The organism is Clostridium saccharobutylicum DSM 13864, from assembly GCF_000473995.1.
GTDB classification, from domain to species: Bacteria; Bacillota; Clostridia; order Clostridiales; family Clostridiaceae; genus Clostridium; species Clostridium saccharobutylicum.
Map to the genome: position 1 here is coordinate 2,362,482 of NC_022571.1, position 21,085 is coordinate 2,383,566.

The following is a 21,085-nucleotide window of genomic DNA, read 5'->3' on the forward strand; positions in this document are numbered from 1 at the left end:
AATATAACAATTATTTTAACATATGAAATTTAGATTTTAGGAAGAATATACAAATTGATAAATATTATTTTAATTAAGTAAATATAAAAGTAGAGGTAATTATGAGAAAAGAGGTACAAAAAGCTTTAGAAGATTATATATCATATTTTGGTATACAAAAAGCTAAAGAGCAACTTAAAAGTTATAAGAAACATTCAGAAAAGTATAATAAAAAAGGATATGTATTTTTTGATGAAAATCATTTTGATAAAATTGTAGAATCAAATACGCAGATAGGCGTTTATCAAGTGGATTATTATTATGATGTATACAAGATTCCTAAAAAACGTGGGGGATACAGAGAGATTGCATCTCCAAGTTTAGAGTTGAAGTCCATTCAAGAATTTATTAATGAAAATATATTATTATATGGAGATGTAAGTGATTATTGTCATGGTTTTGTAAAAGAAAGATCAATTGTTACTAATGCTTTAAATCATTGTAATAAGGAACTAGTAATATGTATGGATATAAAAGATTTTTTTAAAAGTATTAAAATTGAAGATATTATAAGTGTATTCTCGAATATGGGATATAATAAAGAAATATCAAATGCACTTGGAATGTGGTGTTCTTTTAAAGGGGCTTTAGTAGCTGGATCACCATCAAGTCCAGCTTTATCTAATTTAGTGTTTAGTAAATTGGATGAAATTATTAATGATATTTCAATAAAATATAAATTTATTTATTCTAGATATGCAGATGATATGGTTTTTTCTACAAATAAAAAGAATGCTAATTATAATCAATTAATTGAAGAAGTAGAGAAATGCGTTAATAATTTTAATTTTTCAATAAATGCTGAAAAGACGAAGATATATCCTAAGTGTGGAAAGCAAGAAGTAACAGGATTAATTGTAAATAACACGGTTAAAGTAAAATCAAAAATAAAAAAAGAAGTTTTAACTCATATATATTATTGTGAAAAATTTGGATTTGAAAATCATTTGAGCAGATATGATAAGGAATATATTCTAAAAAATTCTATAGAGCAAATAAAAATAAAAAGACATTTCATAAATTATATTAGGGGAAAAATAAACTTTATAAAGATGGTGGAACCCTTAAATGGAGGAAATGTTGAAAAAAGATATTTAGAGGTTTTTGCAGAAGAAGAGGCGAAACTTAAGTTGGAAGAAAAACCAATTGAAATAGGATTTGAAGAATTAGATGATATTTATATTTAGATTATAAAGCAAGTGTTATATATAGTTCTAATTAATAAAATTCATAATTAGTAATAGTACTAATTGAATATTTATAAAAGCAGAAATTCAGGTTTGATGAACAATATTTTTTAGAACTTATATATAAATGAGGTGATAATTCACCGGAAGAATGGTATTTAAAATAATATATTTACAAACTAAATAGTAAGCAGCTGGAGGAAATATAAAATTGAAGAGTGGAGATAATAATTTAGATTTATTAACATCAGCAATTAAAGAATTATCGAATGTAAATTATAAAATAGAAGAATTTAATGAAACTATATATAAGTTAAGTGAAAATTTAAAAATTCTAATGAATGTAGATATGCAGGAGGACATTGCAATTGCCGCAAAAGATGTGAATGATGCATTATTAGATATTAATGAAAGATATAGAGAGTTTTTAAAAGAAAATAATATAACAGAGAACTTGAATAATAGCTTAGAAATAATGAAAAATTCACTTTCTTCTATAAATAGAAAAGTGGATATAATTCAAAATAAAAGTATTTTAAAAGATAATAAATTAGATGATTTTTCGAAAGAAATTAATAATCATACTACAAAGCAATTAGAAGAATTTAAAAAAGAGATTATAAGAGACATAAAAAATGAATACAAAAACATATTGAATGAAAATATTAATACAATAGTACCTGATAATGTAGTGTCCTCAAATACATACGGAGAAGCATTTTATAAGGATGATTCAATATATTATATAAGTAAAACTAATGGAAATAGGATTCATAAATATAATATAAATAACAAAATGGAATCTATAGTTGATATTACATCAGTAGTAAATGGACAACAAATATCTATAAAACCACCTAAGAGTATAAAAATCTCTTATGCATATATGAACAATAATGAATCATATTTATTGGGAATAGATAAAAGGGATAGAAGCTTATATTGTATAAATTTTGAAACTTCAAAGTATAAAAAACTTGCTAGATATTGTATTGATTTTGAATACTTTAATGGATATGTATATGTTTTAGTTCATAATAATATAGGTATAATTCAAATTAATCCTGAAGTAAATAGTTATACTCAGCTGCTGCATGATGAAGAGATTACAGAAAGTAAAGGTTCTTTAAGTGTAATAAACAATAACATATTTATTAATTTTAATGAGTACAATTTTATAGTAGATGTAAAGACTTTAAAATTAATAAATATACTTTAAATTTTCGAAAATATGTTATATAATAATACATAGATTTATGGTAAAATAGCAATTAGCTATTGGTATCTATATTTTAGGTACTTGAAATGTTTGAAATATATAAACTACACTACCACAACCGAATTATGAATAGCTAAAGCACATAGCATGCAGCACACAGCACACTAATTCAACCGTGGTATGAAGATGAAATAAACATGTGGTGATTAAGCATAAGTCTGAGCAGATACTAGTAATCAAGCTAGTATCTTTTTTTTATATGAAATACAAAAGGGGAATTTAATTATGATAGATAATAATATCTTGGTTAAGCAGAATTTTATAAGCACAATTCCAAGAGATAAGCTGCAAAAGGTTTTAGAAATAACAAATAGCTTGTTTAAGAACTTAGAAGAAGATAATTATGATCATTCTAAGGTTGCCAATGGATATTATATTAGACAAGTTAAGGGGAGAAAGAAAAAAGGAAAAGTATTTAAGTTTAGAATTAATAATGGGGATAGAGTGCTGTTTACATATAGGAATGAATGTGGAGAGCATATGAGAGAAATAGATGGAAAGTTTGTTTTGCTTGAATATGTAAATCATGATGAGCAGATAGTTAAGGGCAGAAGGGTATCATTAGAAAATATCAATATTGATGAAAACTATGGTAAAGATGAATGGCAGGATGATGATTTTGATGATGAAATAGATTATAAGTTTCAAAATTATGATATAGATTTAAGTCAGTATATTTCAAGAATAGTAAAAATTGATGAGATTACAAACTTATCTAATGAAGATGATAATGTTATGTACTATTTAAATGATGAGCAATATTCATGTTTAGATAATAGGCTGGATCCATTATTTCTAAGCGGGGGTGCTGGAACCGGGAAAAGTACTATAGGATTATACAGATTACATAGCTTATGTACAGTTTATAATAATATAATATATTTAACATATTCAGATAAGTTAAATAATGAAATGAGAGAGCATTTCAGTAAATTATGTGCGCATTTAGAAACTCCAGAGGAATATATAAATAATGTTAAGTTTTATTCAATTAATAATTTCTTTTTGAAATATGGATATGATAATACTATTAAACAAAAGGATATAATTACATTCCCTAAATTTAGGACATGGTATTATAATGGGTTATTTCTAAGTAGTAAGTATTCAAAATTAAATATGGACTTAAGTGATATTTGGAAGGAAATTAGAGGCGTTATAAAAGGTGTATCAGGGAAAAATTGGAGCGGTGGAGAATTTGAATTAAAAAAGTATCTTAATGAAGAAACCGTAGATTTTTTACTTGATGAAGGATTGATAGAAGAAAAGAAAAAGGATATTTATATATTTAAAACTAATTATATTAAGATTTTACGAGCAGTAAATAAGTCTTATGATAAACCTTTAATTAAAAAAGATATATTCAGATTAGAAAATATAATTATGGAAAAAATATCAGTTTCAAGTATGATTACAAAGGACGAATACTTAGAATTAAGCTCAGATTTTAGCATATATAATCATGAGCAAAGAAATATAATTTATGAAATAGCTATAAAGTATCAATCCTATTTATCATCTAATAAATATATAGATGATAATGATCTTGCAAGAAAAACTCTTGAGAAAATTTCTAAAGAGGATATTTATAAGTTTGATTATGTCTTAATTGATGAAATTCAAGATTTAACAGAAGTTCAAATTTATACTTTATATAATTTAAGTAAAGACATCAAAAATTTCTACATGAATGGAGATTTTAATCAAACTATAAATCCAACATTGTTTAGATTAAATAGAATAGAAAGTTTATTTAGATCCTTCAATAAAAATGTGAATTTTACAAACAAAAAGATAACAATGAATTATAGAAATTCTAAAAATATTGTTGGCTTTACTAATAGCATTATCAGTCTTAGAAATGATATTTTTGATGAAAATGATGAATTAATAAATGGATTAAGGCAATGCGGTGAAAATCTTGTCTTGCTTAAAGGAAATTATTTAAATAAAACTGAACTTATAAAAGCAGCACTTAAAAGAGCATATGTGGCTATTATAGTATCAGATGAAGATGATAAAAGAGAATTAATCAATTATTTTAAGAGTGATTATTCTGAAGATGAATTAAAGGGGATAATCTTTACTTTAAATGAAATCAAGGGTTTAGAAAGAAAATACATTATTTGTTACAATATAATATCGAAGTATAGTGACAAATGGGATTATATGATAAATGATTTATCTCATAGTAAAGATAAGACCACAGCTTCTAGATATAGATATTACTTTAATATGTTCTATGTAGCAATAACAAGAGCCAGAGATAATATTTGTTTCTATGAAGAAAAAGATGTTAACCTTTATGGAGCTGCTGATTATTCAATTGATGTTGTAAATGAGTTCGATTTGCTTGAGTTGCATTTAGAAAAAGAATCAGATAGAAAAGAATTTTTTAATATAGCAATAGAAGATGAAAATAATATGCTATATGATAGTGCTATTAAAAATTACATGCTTTCAAAAAGTAAACTTGGAAACTTAGGAGTAGAAAGATGTAGAGGTAAACAGCTTAGAGAAAGCGGAAAAATTACTGAAGCTATAAAGCATTTCATAAATGCTAAAGAATTTACTTTAACAGCAGAATGCTATGAAGAAATGGAAATATATAATGAGGCAGCTGACTATTATTATAAAGCAGAAAAATATGAAGAAAGCTTAAAATTATATAGAAGAATTGGTGATAAAGAAAATGAGATTAAGGTTTTGTTATCTAAATTAAAAAGTGACTCTAGAAAAACAGTAAAAAATATAAAGAATGCTATAGATAGTATAGATAAACAGTTTTTATAGGGTTCCGCGATAAGAATAGAGTCTATGTGAATGGCAGCAGAAATTAGATACATATTTGTTCCATAGGACTATGAAAATTTCACTGAAAGGTTCTAAATGTGAGTTTGCCCCATTTCTGCATGCTCCCAATATAAAAGCTCACAGAGAAAGTTCGAATAACGAAATATAAAATTTCGATTCTCACTTTTGTGACAAGCAGTAAATGGAACAACCTCACATTAAGAACCTAAACAGCTTATTTTCAAAGGCCTATTACACAAACATGTATCCAATTCCTCTGTTTGTAATATATTAAATTCTGAATGAGGAACCCCTGTATAGACTAGCTATAAATCATAATTATGTGATAGTTAATCGAAACAAATACATGACCTCTATTTCGGTTAGTTATTACATAAGTGTAAGTCTTGATTCAGATATCTATAGTTTAAAACTAAGAGCTGTATTATCAAAAGTGATGGGACTAATATGCTAGAAATAGAAAGTGAAATCTTTAATAGTAATTTAGTACTTTATTTAATTATTTATATGTATTTAGTATATATAAATAATTAAATAAATTTTGGCGAGTACATTTAGTTCTGATTTTCTTTTATGTGATTAATTAAAGCATCCTAACATATTAAATCTACTCTTGTTAGTCAATTTCATAAAGGTTATATCGGGTAAAGCACCATCTGGTCCTCTATCTTTAGTAAGCTGACTAGCGTCAAGACTTTGAAAATTATCTGCTGAAATATTTTCTGTATCTTCATTCCAAGAATTATCAGTATTGTTTTCTGATGGAAGATTAGCTTCATCTAATACATTATTTTTATAAGAAAGATTATAATGCAGAATTTCTCTTGTACCTGGGATATCAGTAGGATTACTTATACTTGCACACTCAACCATAGTAAAGTTTCCTTTTTTATTATTGTATGATGTATTATGAGTCCAAGTAGCAGATTGTCCAGGCTGATGATTAGAATAAAATCCATGTGCACCATTGTTTACACCAAGACAATTCTTGATTGTATGAACTGGAGGGTCATAGTTTATTACTTTTTTTCCAAATCCACCAATCTTAAATCCATTAGAATCACCACCTGCATTCATATTAAATGCCCAACATGTATCAAAAGTATTAGCACCTTTTGAATTAATGCAGTCAAAACCATCATCGCTACAGTTCCATGTACGACATTCTTTAAATGTAACTCCATCTCCATGAGCTCCAAAACAATCTGTATTTCCTATTGATTGACCAACTCCAATGTTGTTGTAGGAATCACATCTAATGCATGATCCAGTTCCATGACCTACAAAATAAAAGCCTATTGCTTGATTATCAGAACAAGTAACCTGATTAAAAGTTGCATCTCCTTCAATTCTAGGTGTTTAAAAGCTTTAAGTCATAATAATTAGTTGTATATTTCTGACAAAAGAAATATAATAAGAGAATTGGAGGGGTTGAGTATGGATTATATAACGACAAAAGAAGTAGCGAAAAATTGGGGAATCACAGACAGAATGGTAGTGTACCATTGCTCTGCTGGACGGATTAAGGGAGCTAAAAAAATGGGAAATACATGGCTTGTCCCGGTTAACGCTGAAAAACCGGCTGATGGACGATATAGGAGCAATAAAGTAAAGGATGGTGAAAATAAATGAAACGGATATTTTTGGTTGAGGACGATAAGGCAATCGCAAGAAACCTTGCGCTTTTGCTTCGCTCGGAGGGATTTACAGTCACTCATGTCTCTACACGGAGTGAAGCCATTGCTACATTTGCTGGAAATAAATTTGATTTGGCGTTGATTGATATTTCTTTACCTGACGGAAATGGCTTCACGGTTTGCACGGAAATCAAGGAAATGCAAGATGTTCCCGTTATTTTTTTGACAGCTTCTGGCGATGAGGCGAGTGTTGTTACCGGGCTTAACATGGGCGCGGACGACTATATAACCAAGCCTTTTCGTCCGCGTGAACTGATTGCAAGAATCAGAACCGCCCTGAGAAAAAGCGGATGTGCTCCATCTGCTTTTGAAATCTGCGGGCTTCATGTCGATATGGCAAGCGGCGTCGTGAAAAAGGACGGCAACGAGGTTTTCCTTTCACCCCTAGAATACCGCTTGCTGTTAGTGTTTATTAGCAACCCCAAAAGTATCATCACAAGGAGTAAATTGCTTGACGAATTGTGGGACGCTGCGGGAGAGTTTGTCAATGACAATACATTGACCGTGTACATAAAACGCCTGCGGGAAAAGATAGAGAATAATCCCGCAAGTCCGCAAATTATTATGACTGTTCGTGGGACAGGATATAGATTGGGGGACGGGTATGCTTCGGAATAGAGAGTTTCGGCAGTTTGCGATTTTATTCTCATTAATAGCTGCCGTAACTATAGCGCTGGGATTTGCAATCAATAGGTTGGCTGGAATTCTTGCTATTGTTTCTGCCAGCGCCTTTGGAACAGCGTTTTTTACATTTACTAAAGCCCGATATAAAAGCATTGCGCAGATTTCAGATCAAATCGATCTTGTGCTTCATAACGCTGATCATCTGTATATTGGTGAATCGGACGAGCAATGTCGTCAACTTAAAGAAATATATAAAATTAATAAAAAAAACACTTGACAATAATTAGAAAAAATGAAGCCTCGTTATAGATATTAAATTTATAGCGAGGTTTGATTTTATGAAAAATATTAAATTATTATCCCAAATTTTAAAGAAAACAAATAAATTAATTATTTCCAATGAGTTTAAAGAAGCGTATAGCTTAGGTAATTCATTTTCAAGAAAAAGAAAATTATCTTTTTCTAATGCAGTACATTTTATTTGCTCCGCATTACGAAAATCTATGGCTACAGAAATAAGTAATTTCATTGAAGAGCATACATATTTAGATTTTCCTTGTATATCAAAACAAGCATTTTCTAAAGCAAGACAAAATATTTCCCCTGAAGCATTTAAAGAATTATGCAGATTATTTGTTGATTCTTTTTATAGCTCAACAAACAATTTAAAAAAGTGGAATGGATTTAATGTTCTTGCTGTCGATGGAACCTCTTTGCAAGTTCCTGATACAATTGAATGTGGTGAATATTTTGGATTAAGTAAAAATCAAAATAAAGTACAAACTGCTATTGCGTCGGCGTCAGCCTTATATGATGTATTAAATGATATAATAATTGATGCGTCTGTAACTAAATTTAGAACTAGCGAAAGAGAAATGGCCAAACAACATATAAATACACTTAATAATGAAAAATTACTCAATAATAGCATTGTAATTTTTGATAGGGGCTATCCTTCTTATGATATGTTTGATTATTTAAACGATAGAAATTTATTTTTCTTAATGAGAATATCATCTTCATTTAAGATAATACAATCTATTTCTTCTGAAGATTGTATTTTTGAATATAAATCAAAAGGAGAATTGAAAAAAGTAAGAGTTATAAAAATAAAACTTTCTGCTGACACCACAGAAATATTAGTAACTAATATATTTGATGAAATTATTACTCCTAATCAATTTAAAGAATTGTATTTTCTTAGATGGGGAGTTGAATGCAAATATAAAGAACTTAAAAGTAGTATTGAAATAGAAGAATTTTCTGGAACTAAGCCAATTGCAATTGAACAAGATTTTTATGCATCTATTTATATATCTATGGTTGCAGCACTTATAAAGAAAGATGCCGACGCTGCAATAGCAAATAAAAATAAAGATAAAAATTTAAAATCAGAATATCAAGCAAATAGAAATTTTATATTATGTGACGTTTTGAAGAAGATAATAGTTATGATGGTAAAGCCTATTTCAGGAAAAAGAATATTAGAACATATATTAGAAAAAGCTAAAAAAATACGCTCACAAATACGTCCAAACCGTAATTGTGAGCGAAAAAACAAGCACCCAAGGAAAAAGCATCATTCTCAAAGGAAATCTTGCATATAAGTTTGTAAAAACTAAATATTTCCAAAATTCTACTTTTGCCAGTAGGTTTATTAATTATACCATTTTTTAAGAAATATAGCATACGCTATTCGAAATTTGTAGTAATTTTTTCATTACTATTTTACTAAGTTGACGACATTGATCGGACGAGGGCGAACTTTCTATTTTGCAAAGCGAGATAACGAAGATGACGCTGCGTATTCGGGAGCAAAACGATGCACTGAAAAAAGAAAAAGAACATCTTGCTGATTCGATGGCTGACATAGCTCACCAACTCCGTACTCCTCTCACATCTGTGAACCTTATTCTGTCATTGTTAGAGAATAATTCTGACGAAAATGAACGAAAAGCATTGATACGGGAAACAAAGGAATTGTTTGTACAGATGGATTGGCTGCTTATTTCTCTGTTGAAATTATCTCGCCTGGATGCAGGCATTGTGGTGTTCAAAAGCGAGCAGATAGATGTCAACAACTTGATATGTGCCGCGCTTCGTCCTTTCCTAATTCAAATGGAACTCCATAATATTGATTCTCAAATAGATGTGCCAAAAGGCATGATTATTCAGGGCGATTGTGGTTGGCTTTCGGAAGCAATTCAAAACATCCTAAAAAATTGCCTAGAAAGCGTAGGAGACAATGGAAAGATTGAGATCACTTGCAAAGACAACACATTGTTTACTGAGATTGATATCCATGATAGTGGCGCGGGCTTTGGAAAAGAAGATTTACCTTGTCTGTTTGATAGGTTCTATCGTGGAAAAAATTCAGGTGCGACAGGATATGGGATAGGACTTGCTCTTTGCAAGATGATTATAACACGGCAGGGAGGAACGATTACTGCTAAAAATCATACGTACGGTGGTGCGATATTTTCCATTCGTTTCCCAAAGTGACTAATCTGTCACCTAAAAGTCACAGAGATGTAAGTTTAAGGTTCTATTATATAGGTAAAACATGAGAAAGGAGACTCATATAATGGAGTTTTTAAAAATTGAAAATTTATGCAAGGTCTACGGTAAAGGCGAAAATCAGGTTACCGCACTTGACCATGTTTCGCTTACAATTGAAAAGGGAGAGTTTACCGCAATCATTGGATCGTCCGGATCCGGCAAATCCACATTGCTTCATATCATCGGTGGCGTGGACATACCGACAAGGGGAAAGGTGTATTTGGACGGGCAGGATGTTTATGCCCAAAATAATGAAAAATTAGCAATTTTCCGCAGACGGCAGGTTGGACTTATTTATCAGTTTCACAATCTGATTCCAACATTGAATGTGGTGGAAAATATTACTTTACCTATACTTATGGACAAGCGAAAGGTTAATAATGAACGACTAAATGATCTGTTGGAGCTTCTTGGCTTAAAAGAACGAAAAACACATTTGCCGAATCAGCTTTCGGGCGGTCAGCAGCAACGTGTTGCAATCGGTCGTGCATTAATGAACGCACCAGCGGTCATGCTAGCCGACGAACCTACAGGTAGTTTAGACAGTCACAATGGTCATGAGATTATTAAGCTACTTAAAGAAAGCCATAACAAATATCATCAGACCCTTATCATAGTTACGCATGATGAAAACATTGCCCTGCAGGCAGATCGCATTATTTGCATCGCAGACGGAAAAGTAGTGAGGGATGAAAGGCAGGTGGCACGGTCATGAATATTTTAAACAAAGTTACTCTGCAAGGCATGAAAAAGAGTCGTACTCGAACAATTGTAACGGTTATCGGAGTTATCCTCTCCGCTGCCATGATCACGGCAGTTGTTACCTTTGGCGTTTCACTATTGAACTATATGGCAAAGGGCGCGGCCCAAAAATACGGCGATTGGCACGTTGAGTTTTTGGACGTCCCTTCTTCTTTCGTACAGGAGAGAACCCATGACAAGGGAGTCGCTAATACTGCAACATTTGAAAATATCGGTTATGCAACACTTAATAACGGGAAGACCCCAAACAAACCGTATCTTTTTATAGCCGGATTTAGCAAGCAAGCCTTTGATACCTTGCCTGTCAACCTGATTTCCGGCAGGTTGCCTGAAAACAATAACGAGATCCTTGTTCCCATGAGTGTCGAAGTACACGGAGGGGTTAAATTCGAGGTAGATGACAAGCTTTCACTTGCTGTTGGAACTCGCATGAATGGCAATGAGAGTCTCGGTCAACACGATTCTTACATTTCTGGGAAAGAAACTCTTGTACCAAAGGCAGAGAGGACATACACGGTTGTCGGTATCTACCAAAAAGCCAATTTTGAGGAATCTTCTGCACCGGGGTATACCTTGATAACGAAATCAGATGCTCAAGACAAAGCGGACAGCTTTAACATATTTGTCAAGCTTACAAACCCTCGTAGTGTTCACGCTTACGCAAGCAGAACAGCTGGAATTAAAGCTTATATCTTTAACGATGATGTATTGCGCTTCATGGGTCTTTCCGACAATAACGTGATAAATATGATTTTGTACGCGATTGGTGGCATTGTTATCGCCATCATAATGATAGGCTCGATTTTTCTGATTTATAATTCGTTCAACATATCACTGAATGAACGCACACACCAATTTGGAATTCTATCGTCTATAGGAGCCACCACAAAGCAGCTGCGAAATTCGGTGGTATTTGAGGGGATTTGCATTGGCGCAATCGGTATACCAATTGGAGTTATTGTCGGCATAGGCAGCATTGGACTTGTAATTTCAGTTGTCGCCAAGAATTTTGGGAACATTCTCTACAGCAACGTCCCTTTAACCTTGACGGTGTCAATTCCCGCAATTGTCGGTGCAGCAGCGATCAGCATGGTTACGATTCTGATTTCGGCCTATATCCCAGCCAGGAAGGCCGCAAACACTCCTGTTATGGAGAGTATTCGCCAGAGCAATGATGTCAAAGTTGAATCCAAAGCTGTGAAAACGTCAAAACTGGCATATAGTATTTACGGTTTGGAGGGAACCCTTGCACTAAAGAATTTTAAAAGAAACAAGAAACGCTATCTCAGCATTGTGCTATCACTTGTTTTAAGTGTGGTACTATTTATATCGGCCAGTGCTTTTATAACAGATATGAAACAGGCGTCAGAGCGGGCAGTAGTGTTTACTACCTATGACATCGGTTTTGTAGGAAAGGATATGGACGATAGAGAAATGTTGCCGCTTTACGACAAGCTAAAAACCGCCGACGGTGTTTACGAAAGCTCGTATCAAGCAATTATTAAGTATTCATGCACTGCTAAAGCAAGCGATCTTTCAGACTATTACTGGGAAGATGCGGGTTCACATTCGCCAGATGAAACGGTTAATCTGCCAATGGAAATCCAGTTTCTTGATGATAGTACCTATCTGAATATCATCAAAAACTTGGGGTTGTCCTCAGAGGAGTATACTGGGCAAAATGCAAAAATGATTGCGGTTGCCAAAGTGACAAGTGGCATGAAAGACAATCGAGTTCATGAGGTTGACGAATTTACTGATATGTTCAAGAGTTATTCCATGAATTTTACCATCACTCCCGAAGCAAATGGCAAACCTAAGACTGAACAGGGGCGAAACGTAAGCATTAAGTTTGTCAATACCGTGCCACCTGATACACTTCCGGTCATAGGAAACCCTAAATCGAAGAATCCGTTTATTTTTAGGGTGATAGGCCCATATTCGCTCAAAGAAAAGTTTGAAACCCAAGATACCCATGTGGCTAATAAGGGCTTGACATTTCGGTCAAAGAATCCCACACATTCGGCGGCTGAAATGAAAACAATGATTGAGAGTGCTGGAATTACAGCCAAGTACAATCTAATCAATTTCTCTGAAACACTTGATCAGAACCGTAATATGATATTCATTGCCAATGTGTTCGATTATACTTTTGTCATTATGATTTCGCTGATTTCAATTGCCAATGTGTTCAACACAATTTCAACAAATATCAAGTTACGTAGGCGAGAGCTTGCCATGCTACGCTCTGTGGGGATGTCTGAACGCGATTTTCAAAAGATGATGAATTTCGAGTGTGCCTTTTATGGCATGAGGGCGTTGCTCTTCGGGCTTCCCATAGCGGCAATCTCTTCTTGGCTGATTTACAAAGGAATGTTCGTTGGTGGGGCTGACAATATCGATTTTGTATTTCCGTGGGTCAGTATGGTAATCAGCGTGTTCAGCGTTCTCTTTATAGTGTTCATTACAATGTTGTATGCCACTCGCAAGATAAAAAAAGAAAATATCATTGATGCGCTTCGAGATGACATGACTTAATTCAAAAATGATATTAATTTATGCCCGGTTGTTCTATGCAGCTGGGCTTTTTTGCGTTTATAGAGCCTTGCTGTATATTTTTGATTTAACCAACTCAAAAATCGAAAGAATGGTGAAATCATCAAAACAATCAATTTAAAAGATTATTATCCATATTACACAAAAGACACATTTTTAGAAGCACTCGATGAAGTAGAAGAATTATTTGAAATCTTAGCTAAGGCAGGAGCTGCATACGAGGAAAAAACATTACTTTTAGTAAGTTACCACATAACTCTAAATTCCAAGCTGCATATCTATACAAATAAAATTATCAAAGAAATAGGCACGAAAGTTTGAATATATTTAACATGAAAAGTACAAATTAAATCTAAAGTATTTTTAAATATAGGGTTCATCATTGAGAATTTAATATATCATAAACAGAGAAATTTTCATAGTCATATGGAACAAATATGTATCTAATTTCGACTGGGATTCACATAAGATCTATTCTTATTGCGGAATCCTATATGTGAAATTATTAATAAGGCACATCAAAGAAAATAATATGTTTATTTCCGATATATTCATAAATTAAATATCATGAAAAGAGGAATGAATAGGAAATGATGCAGTATATTTTAAAGGGAAAAAATCGAATGCTACGAAATATAAATTATCCTATAGTAGCATTTTGGTTAGTTATTATAATAGGAACAGTCACTTTGTTTTGTAAGCCGGTTATTGGAATGGCTGATAATGGTGATTTTTATAGAGTAATAAGTACTAATGGAGTGTATGAATTAAATCCAAAGGATCAGAATTTATATTTTGGATATTTTAATAAAGACTATGGAATTTATAAGTATAACAATGACAACGAAAAGAACTTCACTTCAACTCAAGGTATATTTATTAAATTAGCTGTTTATATAAATGAAATATTTAATAAAAATTATATTTTTGATATAAGGCTTATGTCTTGGATGTTTTTAATTGCAGAAGCTCTTGGAATTTATTTGATTGTAAAAGTATTAACAACTGAACTCACTAAAGATAAATATAAGATGATAATAACATTAGTAACAATTTTAATATTTTGTGACACAGGATATTTAGCATATTACAATTCTTTCTATGGGGAAGCGCTAAATATAAGCTTCTTTTTATTAAGCATAGGAATTTTATTATATATGATAGAGTTTAATAAATTTAATAAACTTAATATTTTAATGTTTGGAATTACATCGTTTATATTTTTAGGATCAAAGCAACAGCTTGCACCAGTTGGAATTTTACTTGCGGCAGTAGTTTTAAGATTAGGATTTAAAATAAAGGGAAATTTATTTAAAGTCCTAACTTTAAGTTTGTCAATTGGATTTATTATAAGTTCAATATTATTTTATAATGCAATAAGTGGGGATTTTGAATATATAAATAGGTATCATTCTATGAATAGAGGAATTTTATTGTATGAGGATAATCCTGATGAAGTCATGAAATATTTCAACATAGATGAACAGTATTCCTTGTTAAAGGAAACAACTTTCTATGATGATGTAACATTAGTTGATTTATATGATAATAAACTTATAGAAAATTATTATAAAAAATTTACTACAGGAAAAATATTATCTTATTATATTACCCATCCAAGGGCTTTTTTTAAAATGATGAAAATATCTTTTGATAATGCATATTCTATAAGACCTAATGCTATAGGGAACTATGAAAAAAGTGCTAATAAGCAATTTGGTGCAAAATCTTATTTTTTTGCTTTATATAGTACTGTGAAACAAAAGGTGTTCACAGGAAATCTTATATTTTCAATTATTACAATAACAATGTATGTATATATATTTATCCGCAGATATATAAAGGCATATAAAACCAAAGATTATAAAATTATTTTCAAGGAAGAAGCGTATTTTTACATATTCTTAGTTGGATTATCTCAAATTATAATATCAGTTATAGGTGCAGGAGATGCAGATTTAGCAAAGCATGTATTTATGTACAATATTAGTTTTGATTTGATTTTAATATATTTTGTAAGTATAGAGCTGGCAAAACATGAACAGAAGAAAAATAAACTTACATCTTATAGATATCCAATTTAAGAGTTGCATTTATTTGTGGTTAATATTTCTGATTTCGGCGATTCACCACATATCTAGATTATAATTTGGATATCTATAAACATGCTTGCTTAATAGGAGGAATGAGAAGTGGAGTCAAATGATATAAGGAAAAAAGTTGACATACTAATAACGCTGCTTATTGCATATTTTTTTGCTTTGTGTTTAAGCAGTAAAGTGTTAGGAATAGACAATTCCTTTGAAAATTATATAATGCTTGAACTTGTTATGATAATAGCATTAGTAAGCTATTACAGCAATATTACATTAGCACTTATAGTTACTCTGGTAACCGACTTTGTATATATGAGTTACAAACTGTATTTAAACTTTATTAATAATTTAAATATAGATATCCAATCATATTATTGGATAATACTACTTCCTATTACAGCAATTTTAGTATCATTAGTATCACATAATATTGTTATGTTACAAAAAGAAAATGAAAACTTAACAAATGAAAACTCCAAATTAGTTATGATTGATGAAGAGACAAATATCAGAAATGAAAGAGCTCTTTTGTTTGAATTGCCAATATATATGAAAATAAGCACGAGACATAAGATTCCGTTAACATTGTTTATTGTAAAAATTAAATTTGCTGAAAAGCTTAGAAATATTATAGGAAAAAAGCAATATAAGGCGTTGCTAATTCAATCAAGTGAGGTTTTAGAAAAAACATTAAGAGAAGAGGATATAAAATATATACTAGATTACAGAACATTTGCTATATTGACGATTACTGGTGAAGATGGAGCTAGGGTTATAAAAGACAGGTTTAAGGAAAATATAAGTAAATTTGATTTTACTAAAGAATCCTATTACAAAAATGTGAAATTAGATGTTCAAATAGGAAGTTATACATTTGATAATTCAGTAAATGACCCTTTAGAATTTATTAAATTAGCGGAGAAGGAATTGGAATATGATATACAAGAATAAAATTATTATAGTTAAAATAGTAATGATTTTAATTTGTATTATAACTATTAACTTCTTTACAAAAAAGAATGAATATAAAGCAAATAATAATAAAATACTTATTTTATGTGAGGAAAGTAAAGAGTATGAACAAGAAAAAAATGAGTTGAATGATTTTGATATATTAAACAAGACAGATAAGAACAACTTACAATTAAAAGGCACAACTTATTTTTATCTTAATAATGTAACTCCCTTTAATGATTTAAGCAATTTAATAGATGAGATAGATTATTTAAAACAAAATGGAATTAAATTCTTTATAGAAGCATCTCCGGTCTTTGTGAATACAAATTTAAAAGCAATGGGAAGATTTGCAGAATGTTTGAGATATGCACAATCTAATGGAGGCAGGGTAATAATGAGTTTTCCTATAATGAACAGCAAAAAAGCAAATGGAGATTCAATAAATTCTGACCTGATTTATAATAGCGTTAAATTAGCTTTTGATAATTACACTAACTATTGGGTATATCCAGTAGGAATGAGTGTTGATGAGTCTTTAATTTATAAAAAAGAATTAAAAAATATTTTAGAATGTACAAATACATTATTCTTAAACTCTAATTATGATATATATGATTCTACTATTAGGTCTTATGACAATGTTATTCAAAAAATTGATTTAGATAATTATATTAAGAATAATAAAAATAATTTATATGGTAAAAGAGCAATATGTATAGAAAGTAATTGCGATTTTGAAGAGTTCAAGAAAAATGTAGAGAAAATTATTAATAAGGAAATTAGTTTTACGTCTAATAGTGACTTAAGTTCTTATATAAAGTTTAATAATGAAGTTAAGAGTAGTGTAAGTGGAATTTTTTTTAATAATAAAAATGTAACACCACAAAGATTTATTAGCGAAGATGAATACAAAAGTGCTTTTGATACAAATAATAACAATAGAGAAGAAAATCAAGAAGCAACAGATTTAAAAGAGTCTAATAAAGTTCTAGAAATATTAAGTCTAGTATCGTTAATAATATTTTTAATAATGTTAATTTTGAGTAAAAATATAGAAAGAAAAAGGTTTTTTAAATAAGATATATGGGAATTGCAGATTATTTAGTTATATATTCATTAATAATAATATGGATAACAATTTTTATGAATGTAGTATTAATAATATCAGGATATATATATTATGAAAAAATTAGTAAAGAACAAATTGATGAAGAATTAAAAGACTATCCTTTTGTATCAATATTAGTTCCAGCACATAATGAAGCTATAGTTATAAGAAAAACGGTAATGTCGTTATTAGAATTAGATTATCCAAAAGAAAAATATGAAGTGATAATAATTAATGATAATTCAAGTGATAATTCAGCACAATTGCTGGAGGGAATGCAAAGAAACTATGAAAAAAGAAATTTAATAGTGATAAATACAGATAATATAATAGGAGGAAAAGGAAAATCTAATGCCTTAAATATTGGGCTTGAAAAAAGCAAAGGTGAAATCTTAGCAGTTTATGATGCAGATAATACCCCTGATAGAAAATCATTAAAATATTTAGTACAGACTTTGATAAAGGATAAAAAATTAGGAGCAGTAATAGGAAAGTTTAGATGCAGAAATAAAGATATAAATTTATTAACTAACTTTATAAACATAGAAACACTTACATATCAATGGATGGCACAAGCAGGACGATGGAATTTATTTAAACTTTGTACTATTCCAGGTACTAATTTTGTTGTAAGAAGAGAGATAATGAATAAAATGGGAGGCTGGGATACAAAAGCTATAACAGAAGATACAGAAGTGAGCTTTCGAATTTATAGAATGGGATATAAAATAAAATTTATGCCTCTTGCTGTTACTTATGAACAAGAACCACAAACTGTCAAGGTATGGTTTAAACAAAGAAATAGATGGGCAAAGGGGAATATATACGTAGTAATAAAAAACTTAAAATATTTGTTTGATTCAAAAGCTAGTACCACTAGATTTGATATTTTATATTACACTTTAGTTTATTTTTTCTTTTTATCTGCAAGTGTAATATCAGATTGTATATTTTTACTTTGTACAGTAGATTTAATTCAATTACATATAGGTGGATATGAGGTTATTTTGTGGATTATGGCGTTATTAGTTTTTGTTTTATCAGTAATGGTAGCGATTTCAACTGAAAAAGGAGAATTAAACTTCAAAAACGTATTGATTATATTATTAAGTTATTTTACTTATTGTAAGATGTGGTCTATTGTATCAGTTGCTGGATTTTATAATTATATACGAGATATTGTTTTTAAACGAGAAGTAAAATGGTATAAGACAGAGAGGTTTTCTTAGGAGGGCAGCAAGATGAAAAAAAATATTATAAATACTATTGATATTTTGATTTTAGCAATAATATTCTTTTTAAATATTGGAATAGAGGTTTATGCTGCACCTAAAGGAGATATTGTAGAACAAAATGAGAGCACAAAGACATATGGATTAAATAATGATGTATCTTTTAATGGAGCATTTTCAAGTCATAGTATTTATTTTGATGTTGATAAGTGGTGGAAAAATACTAAGTTAGAAGCAGAAATTGATTTTTGTATAAATCAATTGATTGAAAATGATGAAAAAGCATATATAAAATTATCTGTTAATGGAACATCATTTTATTCTCAAAAAATTGCTTATAAAGAGGATTTAGAGCAGCAGCTAATAAAAACTTCCATCCCTAATGATGCTTTAAAGGATGGTTCCAATGAATTAAAAATAGAAACATATCTAAGACCTTCAAACCTTCCTTGTGTAGATGATGTTAATCTTGCTAATTGGTTTGTAATAAAAAAGAGTACTAATATAAAAGCTACTTTCAATAATATTGTTTCTAATAATAAAATATCAGATTTTCCATATCCATTTTTAAAAAAATTAGATAATAATGAGAACATAGATAACCTGTTAATTGTGATTCCACAGGACTATAACGATTCAGAACTCAGTGCTGCATTTATTTTAAACTCATATTTAGAAAAGCTAAATAATAATTATAAAAATAAGATTGCTATATTAAAATATAGTGATTTGCCAAAGGAAGAACATACAAATAATATTTTTATTGGTAGAGATAATAGTTTTCCAAATGAATATAATGAAGAAAGTAGCCAAAATGCTGATTGTGTGATAAAAGTGCTAAATTCATCTTATTCAGATAATAATAAAAACATGATGATTTTATGTAATGATAATGATAACTTAATTAAAGGAGTTAAAGCACTACAGAATAAAGATTTAGTATTTCAATTAGATAGTGATACATTTAATGTAAAAAGTGATTTAAAAGAGCAAACTGAACCTGACAATGTAAATGGAAAAATAACATTTAAGGAAATGGGTATTAATGAAATACAATTAAAAGGACCATTTAGAAGAGAATCAACTATAAGTTACAGAATTCCTAAAAACAGAGTTTTTTCTCAAAGTGATAAGATTAAGCTTTTTATGAGATATTCTGAAAATATAGATTTTGATAAATCTTTGGTTACAGTTTATATGAATAATACACCAATAGGCAGTAAAAAGTTGGAGAAGGAAAAAGGTTCTAACGATGAAGTGGAATTAAACTTACCTAGTGATGTTAGTAATACAAATTATTTAGATATAAAAATTGCCTTTGATTTAGAGCAAGCAAATAGTTATTGTGAGGAGAGACAGGAAGAAATACCATGGGCATTAGTAACAGGAGATTCATATTTGTATGTTGGAAATAATAATGTAGAGGGATATTATTTTTCAAGTTACAGCGCACCTTTTGTAAAGGATGAAATGTATAATGATGTTGCAATGATTGTGCCAGATAAATTAAGTTCAGACGAAATAAATTCATTAGGAAAAGTAATTGGATATTTGGGAAAAGATGTTTCATATAACAATGGAGACTTTAAAATTGTTAGAAGTTCAAATGTAACTGATAGTGATAAGAACAAAAATCTAATTATTTATGGATCACCAAACACAAACAATTTAATTTCAAATATAAATGATCAATTATGGTTTAAATATGATAAGGATTATACTAAGTTTTTATCAAATGAAAAGTTGGAATTAACAGAGCCTTTCAGTTCAAACATTGCTAATTTCCAATTTGATATATCAAAATTCAATAATCAAAAAGCCATGCTTGTATTAACATCACCAAATAGCGAAATATTAAAAGATTCATTGGTTTATTTAAGCTCTTCAAATATGTTTTCAAAGCTTAATGGAGATTGTGCAATAATAGATAAAAATGGTGATATTAAAACATATAAAATGAAAAAAGAAACTGTAAAACCTGTTTATGAGAAAGTTCAAGCTTTAAATGGAAATGCTAAAGCAATGATTATGATTATAGTTTTATTTGGAATATTCATAGTAATTGCCGTAGTATTATATTTTTTGAAGAATAAGAAAAATAGGAAGTTATAAGAGATTTTAGTTCAACTAAGAAAAAAATATGATAAAAAAAGAAACAACAGAAGGATAGATGTC

General features: G+C 29.8%; 14 protein-coding genes and 2 pseudogenes. 15 read left to right on the top strand and 1 reads right to left on the bottom strand.

Annotation, left to right across the window (positions count from 1 at the left end; translation table 11 throughout):
- Positions 1–101: 101 nt before the first annotated feature.
- From CLSA_RS10125 to CLSA_RS10135, 3 genes are all read left to right on the top strand, one after another.
- On the top strand, positions 102–1,226 hold the full coding sequence (locus CLSA_RS10125; RefSeq protein ID WP_022746223.1) for a reverse transcriptase family protein: 1,125 nt from the start codon (positions 102–104) through the stop codon (positions 1,224–1,226).
- 211 nt (positions 1,227–1,437) lie between these two features.
- The gene (locus CLSA_RS10130) at positions 1,438–2,445 is read left to right on the top strand and encodes a hypothetical protein (RefSeq protein ID WP_022746227.1); all 1,008 of its coding nucleotides are present in this window, start codon (positions 1,438–1,440) and stop codon (positions 2,443–2,445) included.
- A 285-nt stretch (positions 2,446–2,730) separates the two neighbouring features.
- Complete coding sequence (locus CLSA_RS10135; protein ID WP_022746231.1) at positions 2,731–5,298, top strand: UvrD-helicase domain-containing protein; 2,568 nt, start codon at positions 2,731–2,733, stop codon at positions 5,296–5,298.
- Positions 5,299–5,898: 600 nt separating this feature from the next.
- Here CLSA_RS10135 and CLSA_RS24570 read toward each other — a convergent pair.
- Positions 5,899–6,669, bottom strand: coding sequence for a right-handed parallel beta-helix repeat-containing protein (locus tag CLSA_RS24570; protein ID WP_418235966.1), 771 nt, complete (start codon positions 6,667–6,669; stop codon positions 5,899–5,901).
- Between the two features lie 87 nt (positions 6,670–6,756).
- Here CLSA_RS24570 and CLSA_RS10145 point away from each other — a divergent pair, with 87 nt between their 5' ends.
- From CLSA_RS10145 to CLSA_RS10200, 12 genes and pseudogenes are all read left to right on the top strand, one after another.
- On the top strand, positions 6,757–6,951 hold the full coding sequence (locus tag CLSA_RS10145; protein ID WP_022746234.1) for a MerR family transcriptional regulator: 195 nt from the start codon (positions 6,757–6,759) through the stop codon (positions 6,949–6,951).
- On the top strand, positions 6,948–7,634 hold the full coding sequence (locus CLSA_RS10150; RefSeq protein WP_022746235.1) for a response regulator transcription factor: 687 nt from the start codon (positions 6,948–6,950) through the stop codon (positions 7,632–7,634). Before CLSA_RS10145 ends, CLSA_RS10150 begins: the two co-directional genes overlap by 4 nt.
- Positions 7,621–7,866, top strand: a pseudogene (locus CLSA_RS10155) (sensor histidine kinase); the annotation flags it as partial. The gene CLSA_RS10150 and the pseudogene CLSA_RS10155, both read left to right, overlap by 14 nt.
- A gap of 112 nt (positions 7,867–7,978) precedes the next feature.
- The gene (locus tag CLSA_RS10160; RefSeq protein ID WP_022744203.1) at positions 7,979–9,247 is read left to right on the top strand and encodes an IS4 family transposase; all 1,269 of its coding nucleotides are present in this window, start codon (positions 7,979–7,981) and stop codon (positions 9,245–9,247) included.
- Positions 9,248–9,389: 142 nt separating this feature from the next.
- A pseudogene (locus CLSA_RS10165) lies at positions 9,390–10,142 on the top strand (sensor histidine kinase); the annotation flags it as partial.
- A gap of 82 nt (positions 10,143–10,224) precedes the next feature.
- The gene (locus CLSA_RS10170; RefSeq protein ID WP_022746237.1) at positions 10,225–10,914 is read left to right on the top strand and encodes an ABC transporter ATP-binding protein; all 690 of its coding nucleotides are present in this window, start codon (positions 10,225–10,227) and stop codon (positions 10,912–10,914) included.
- Positions 10,911–13,499 carry an ABC transporter permease gene (locus tag CLSA_RS10175; protein WP_022746238.1) on the top strand — a complete coding sequence of 863 codons (2,589 nt, stop codon included), beginning with the start codon at positions 10,911–10,913 and terminating at the stop codon, positions 13,497–13,499. Before CLSA_RS10170 ends, CLSA_RS10175 begins: the two co-directional genes overlap by 4 nt.
- A 641-nt stretch (positions 13,500–14,140) precedes the next feature.
- Complete coding sequence (gene wsfD, locus CLSA_RS10180) at positions 14,141–15,601, top strand: glycan biosynthesis hexose transferase WsfD (RefSeq protein WP_022746239.1); 1,461 nt, start codon at positions 14,141–14,143, stop codon at positions 15,599–15,601.
- Positions 15,602–15,709: 108 nt separating this feature from the next.
- Positions 15,710–16,564: a diguanylate cyclase domain-containing protein gene (locus CLSA_RS10185; RefSeq protein ID WP_022746240.1), complete on the top strand. Its 855-nt coding sequence runs from the start codon at positions 15,710–15,712 to the stop codon at positions 16,562–16,564.
- On the top strand, positions 16,548–17,648 hold the full coding sequence (locus CLSA_RS10190) for a polysaccharide deacetylase family protein (RefSeq protein ID WP_022746241.1): 1,101 nt from the start codon (positions 16,548–16,550) through the stop codon (positions 17,646–17,648). The genes CLSA_RS10185 and CLSA_RS10190 overlap by 17 nt, the downstream gene beginning before the upstream one ends.
- Before the next feature lie 5 nt (positions 17,649–17,653).
- Positions 17,654–18,907 (top strand): glycosyltransferase family 2 protein, encoded by a 1,254-nt coding sequence (locus tag CLSA_RS10195; protein ID WP_022746242.1) that lies wholly within the window; start codon positions 17,654–17,656, stop codon positions 18,905–18,907.
- 12 nt (positions 18,908–18,919) lie between these two features.
- Complete coding sequence (locus CLSA_RS10200) at positions 18,920–21,022, top strand: cellulose biosynthesis cyclic di-GMP-binding regulatory protein BcsB (RefSeq protein ID WP_022746243.1); 2,103 nt, start codon at positions 18,920–18,922, stop codon at positions 21,020–21,022.
- Positions 21,023–21,085: the final 63 nt, after the last annotated feature.

Bases quoted from the DNA above. Each gene is read 5' to 3' on its own strand.
- CLSA_RS10125 (WP_022746223.1), top strand. From the start codon at position 102: ATGAGAAAAGAGGTACAAAAAGCTTTAGAAGATTATATATCATATTTT.
- CLSA_RS10135 (WP_022746231.1), top strand. From the start codon at position 2,731: ATGATAGATAATAATATCTTGGTTAAGCAGAATTTTATAAGCACAATT.
- CLSA_RS10145 (WP_022746234.1), top strand. From the start codon at position 6,757: ATGGATTATATAACGACAAAAGAAGTAGCGAAAAATTGGGGAATCACA.
- CLSA_RS10150 (WP_022746235.1), top strand. From the start codon at position 6,948: ATGAAACGGATATTTTTGGTTGAGGACGATAAGGCAATCGCAAGAAAC.
- CLSA_RS10160 (WP_022744203.1), top strand. From the start codon at position 7,979: ATGAAAAATATTAAATTATTATCCCAAATTTTAAAGAAAACAAATAAA.
- CLSA_RS10170 (WP_022746237.1), top strand. From the start codon at position 10,225: ATGGAGTTTTTAAAAATTGAAAATTTATGCAAGGTCTACGGTAAAGGC.
- CLSA_RS10175 (WP_022746238.1), top strand. From the start codon at position 10,911: ATGAATATTTTAAACAAAGTTACTCTGCAAGGCATGAAAAAGAGTCGT.
- wsfD (WP_022746239.1), top strand. From the start codon at position 14,141: ATGCTACGAAATATAAATTATCCTATAGTAGCATTTTGGTTAGTTATT.
- CLSA_RS10190 (WP_022746241.1), top strand. From the start codon at position 16,548: ATGATATACAAGAATAAAATTATTATAGTTAAAATAGTAATGATTTTA.
- CLSA_RS10195 (WP_022746242.1), top strand. From the start codon at position 17,654: ATGGGAATTGCAGATTATTTAGTTATATATTCATTAATAATAATATGG.
- CLSA_RS10200 (WP_022746243.1), top strand. From the start codon at position 18,920: ATGAAAAAAAATATTATAAATACTATTGATATTTTGATTTTAGCAATA.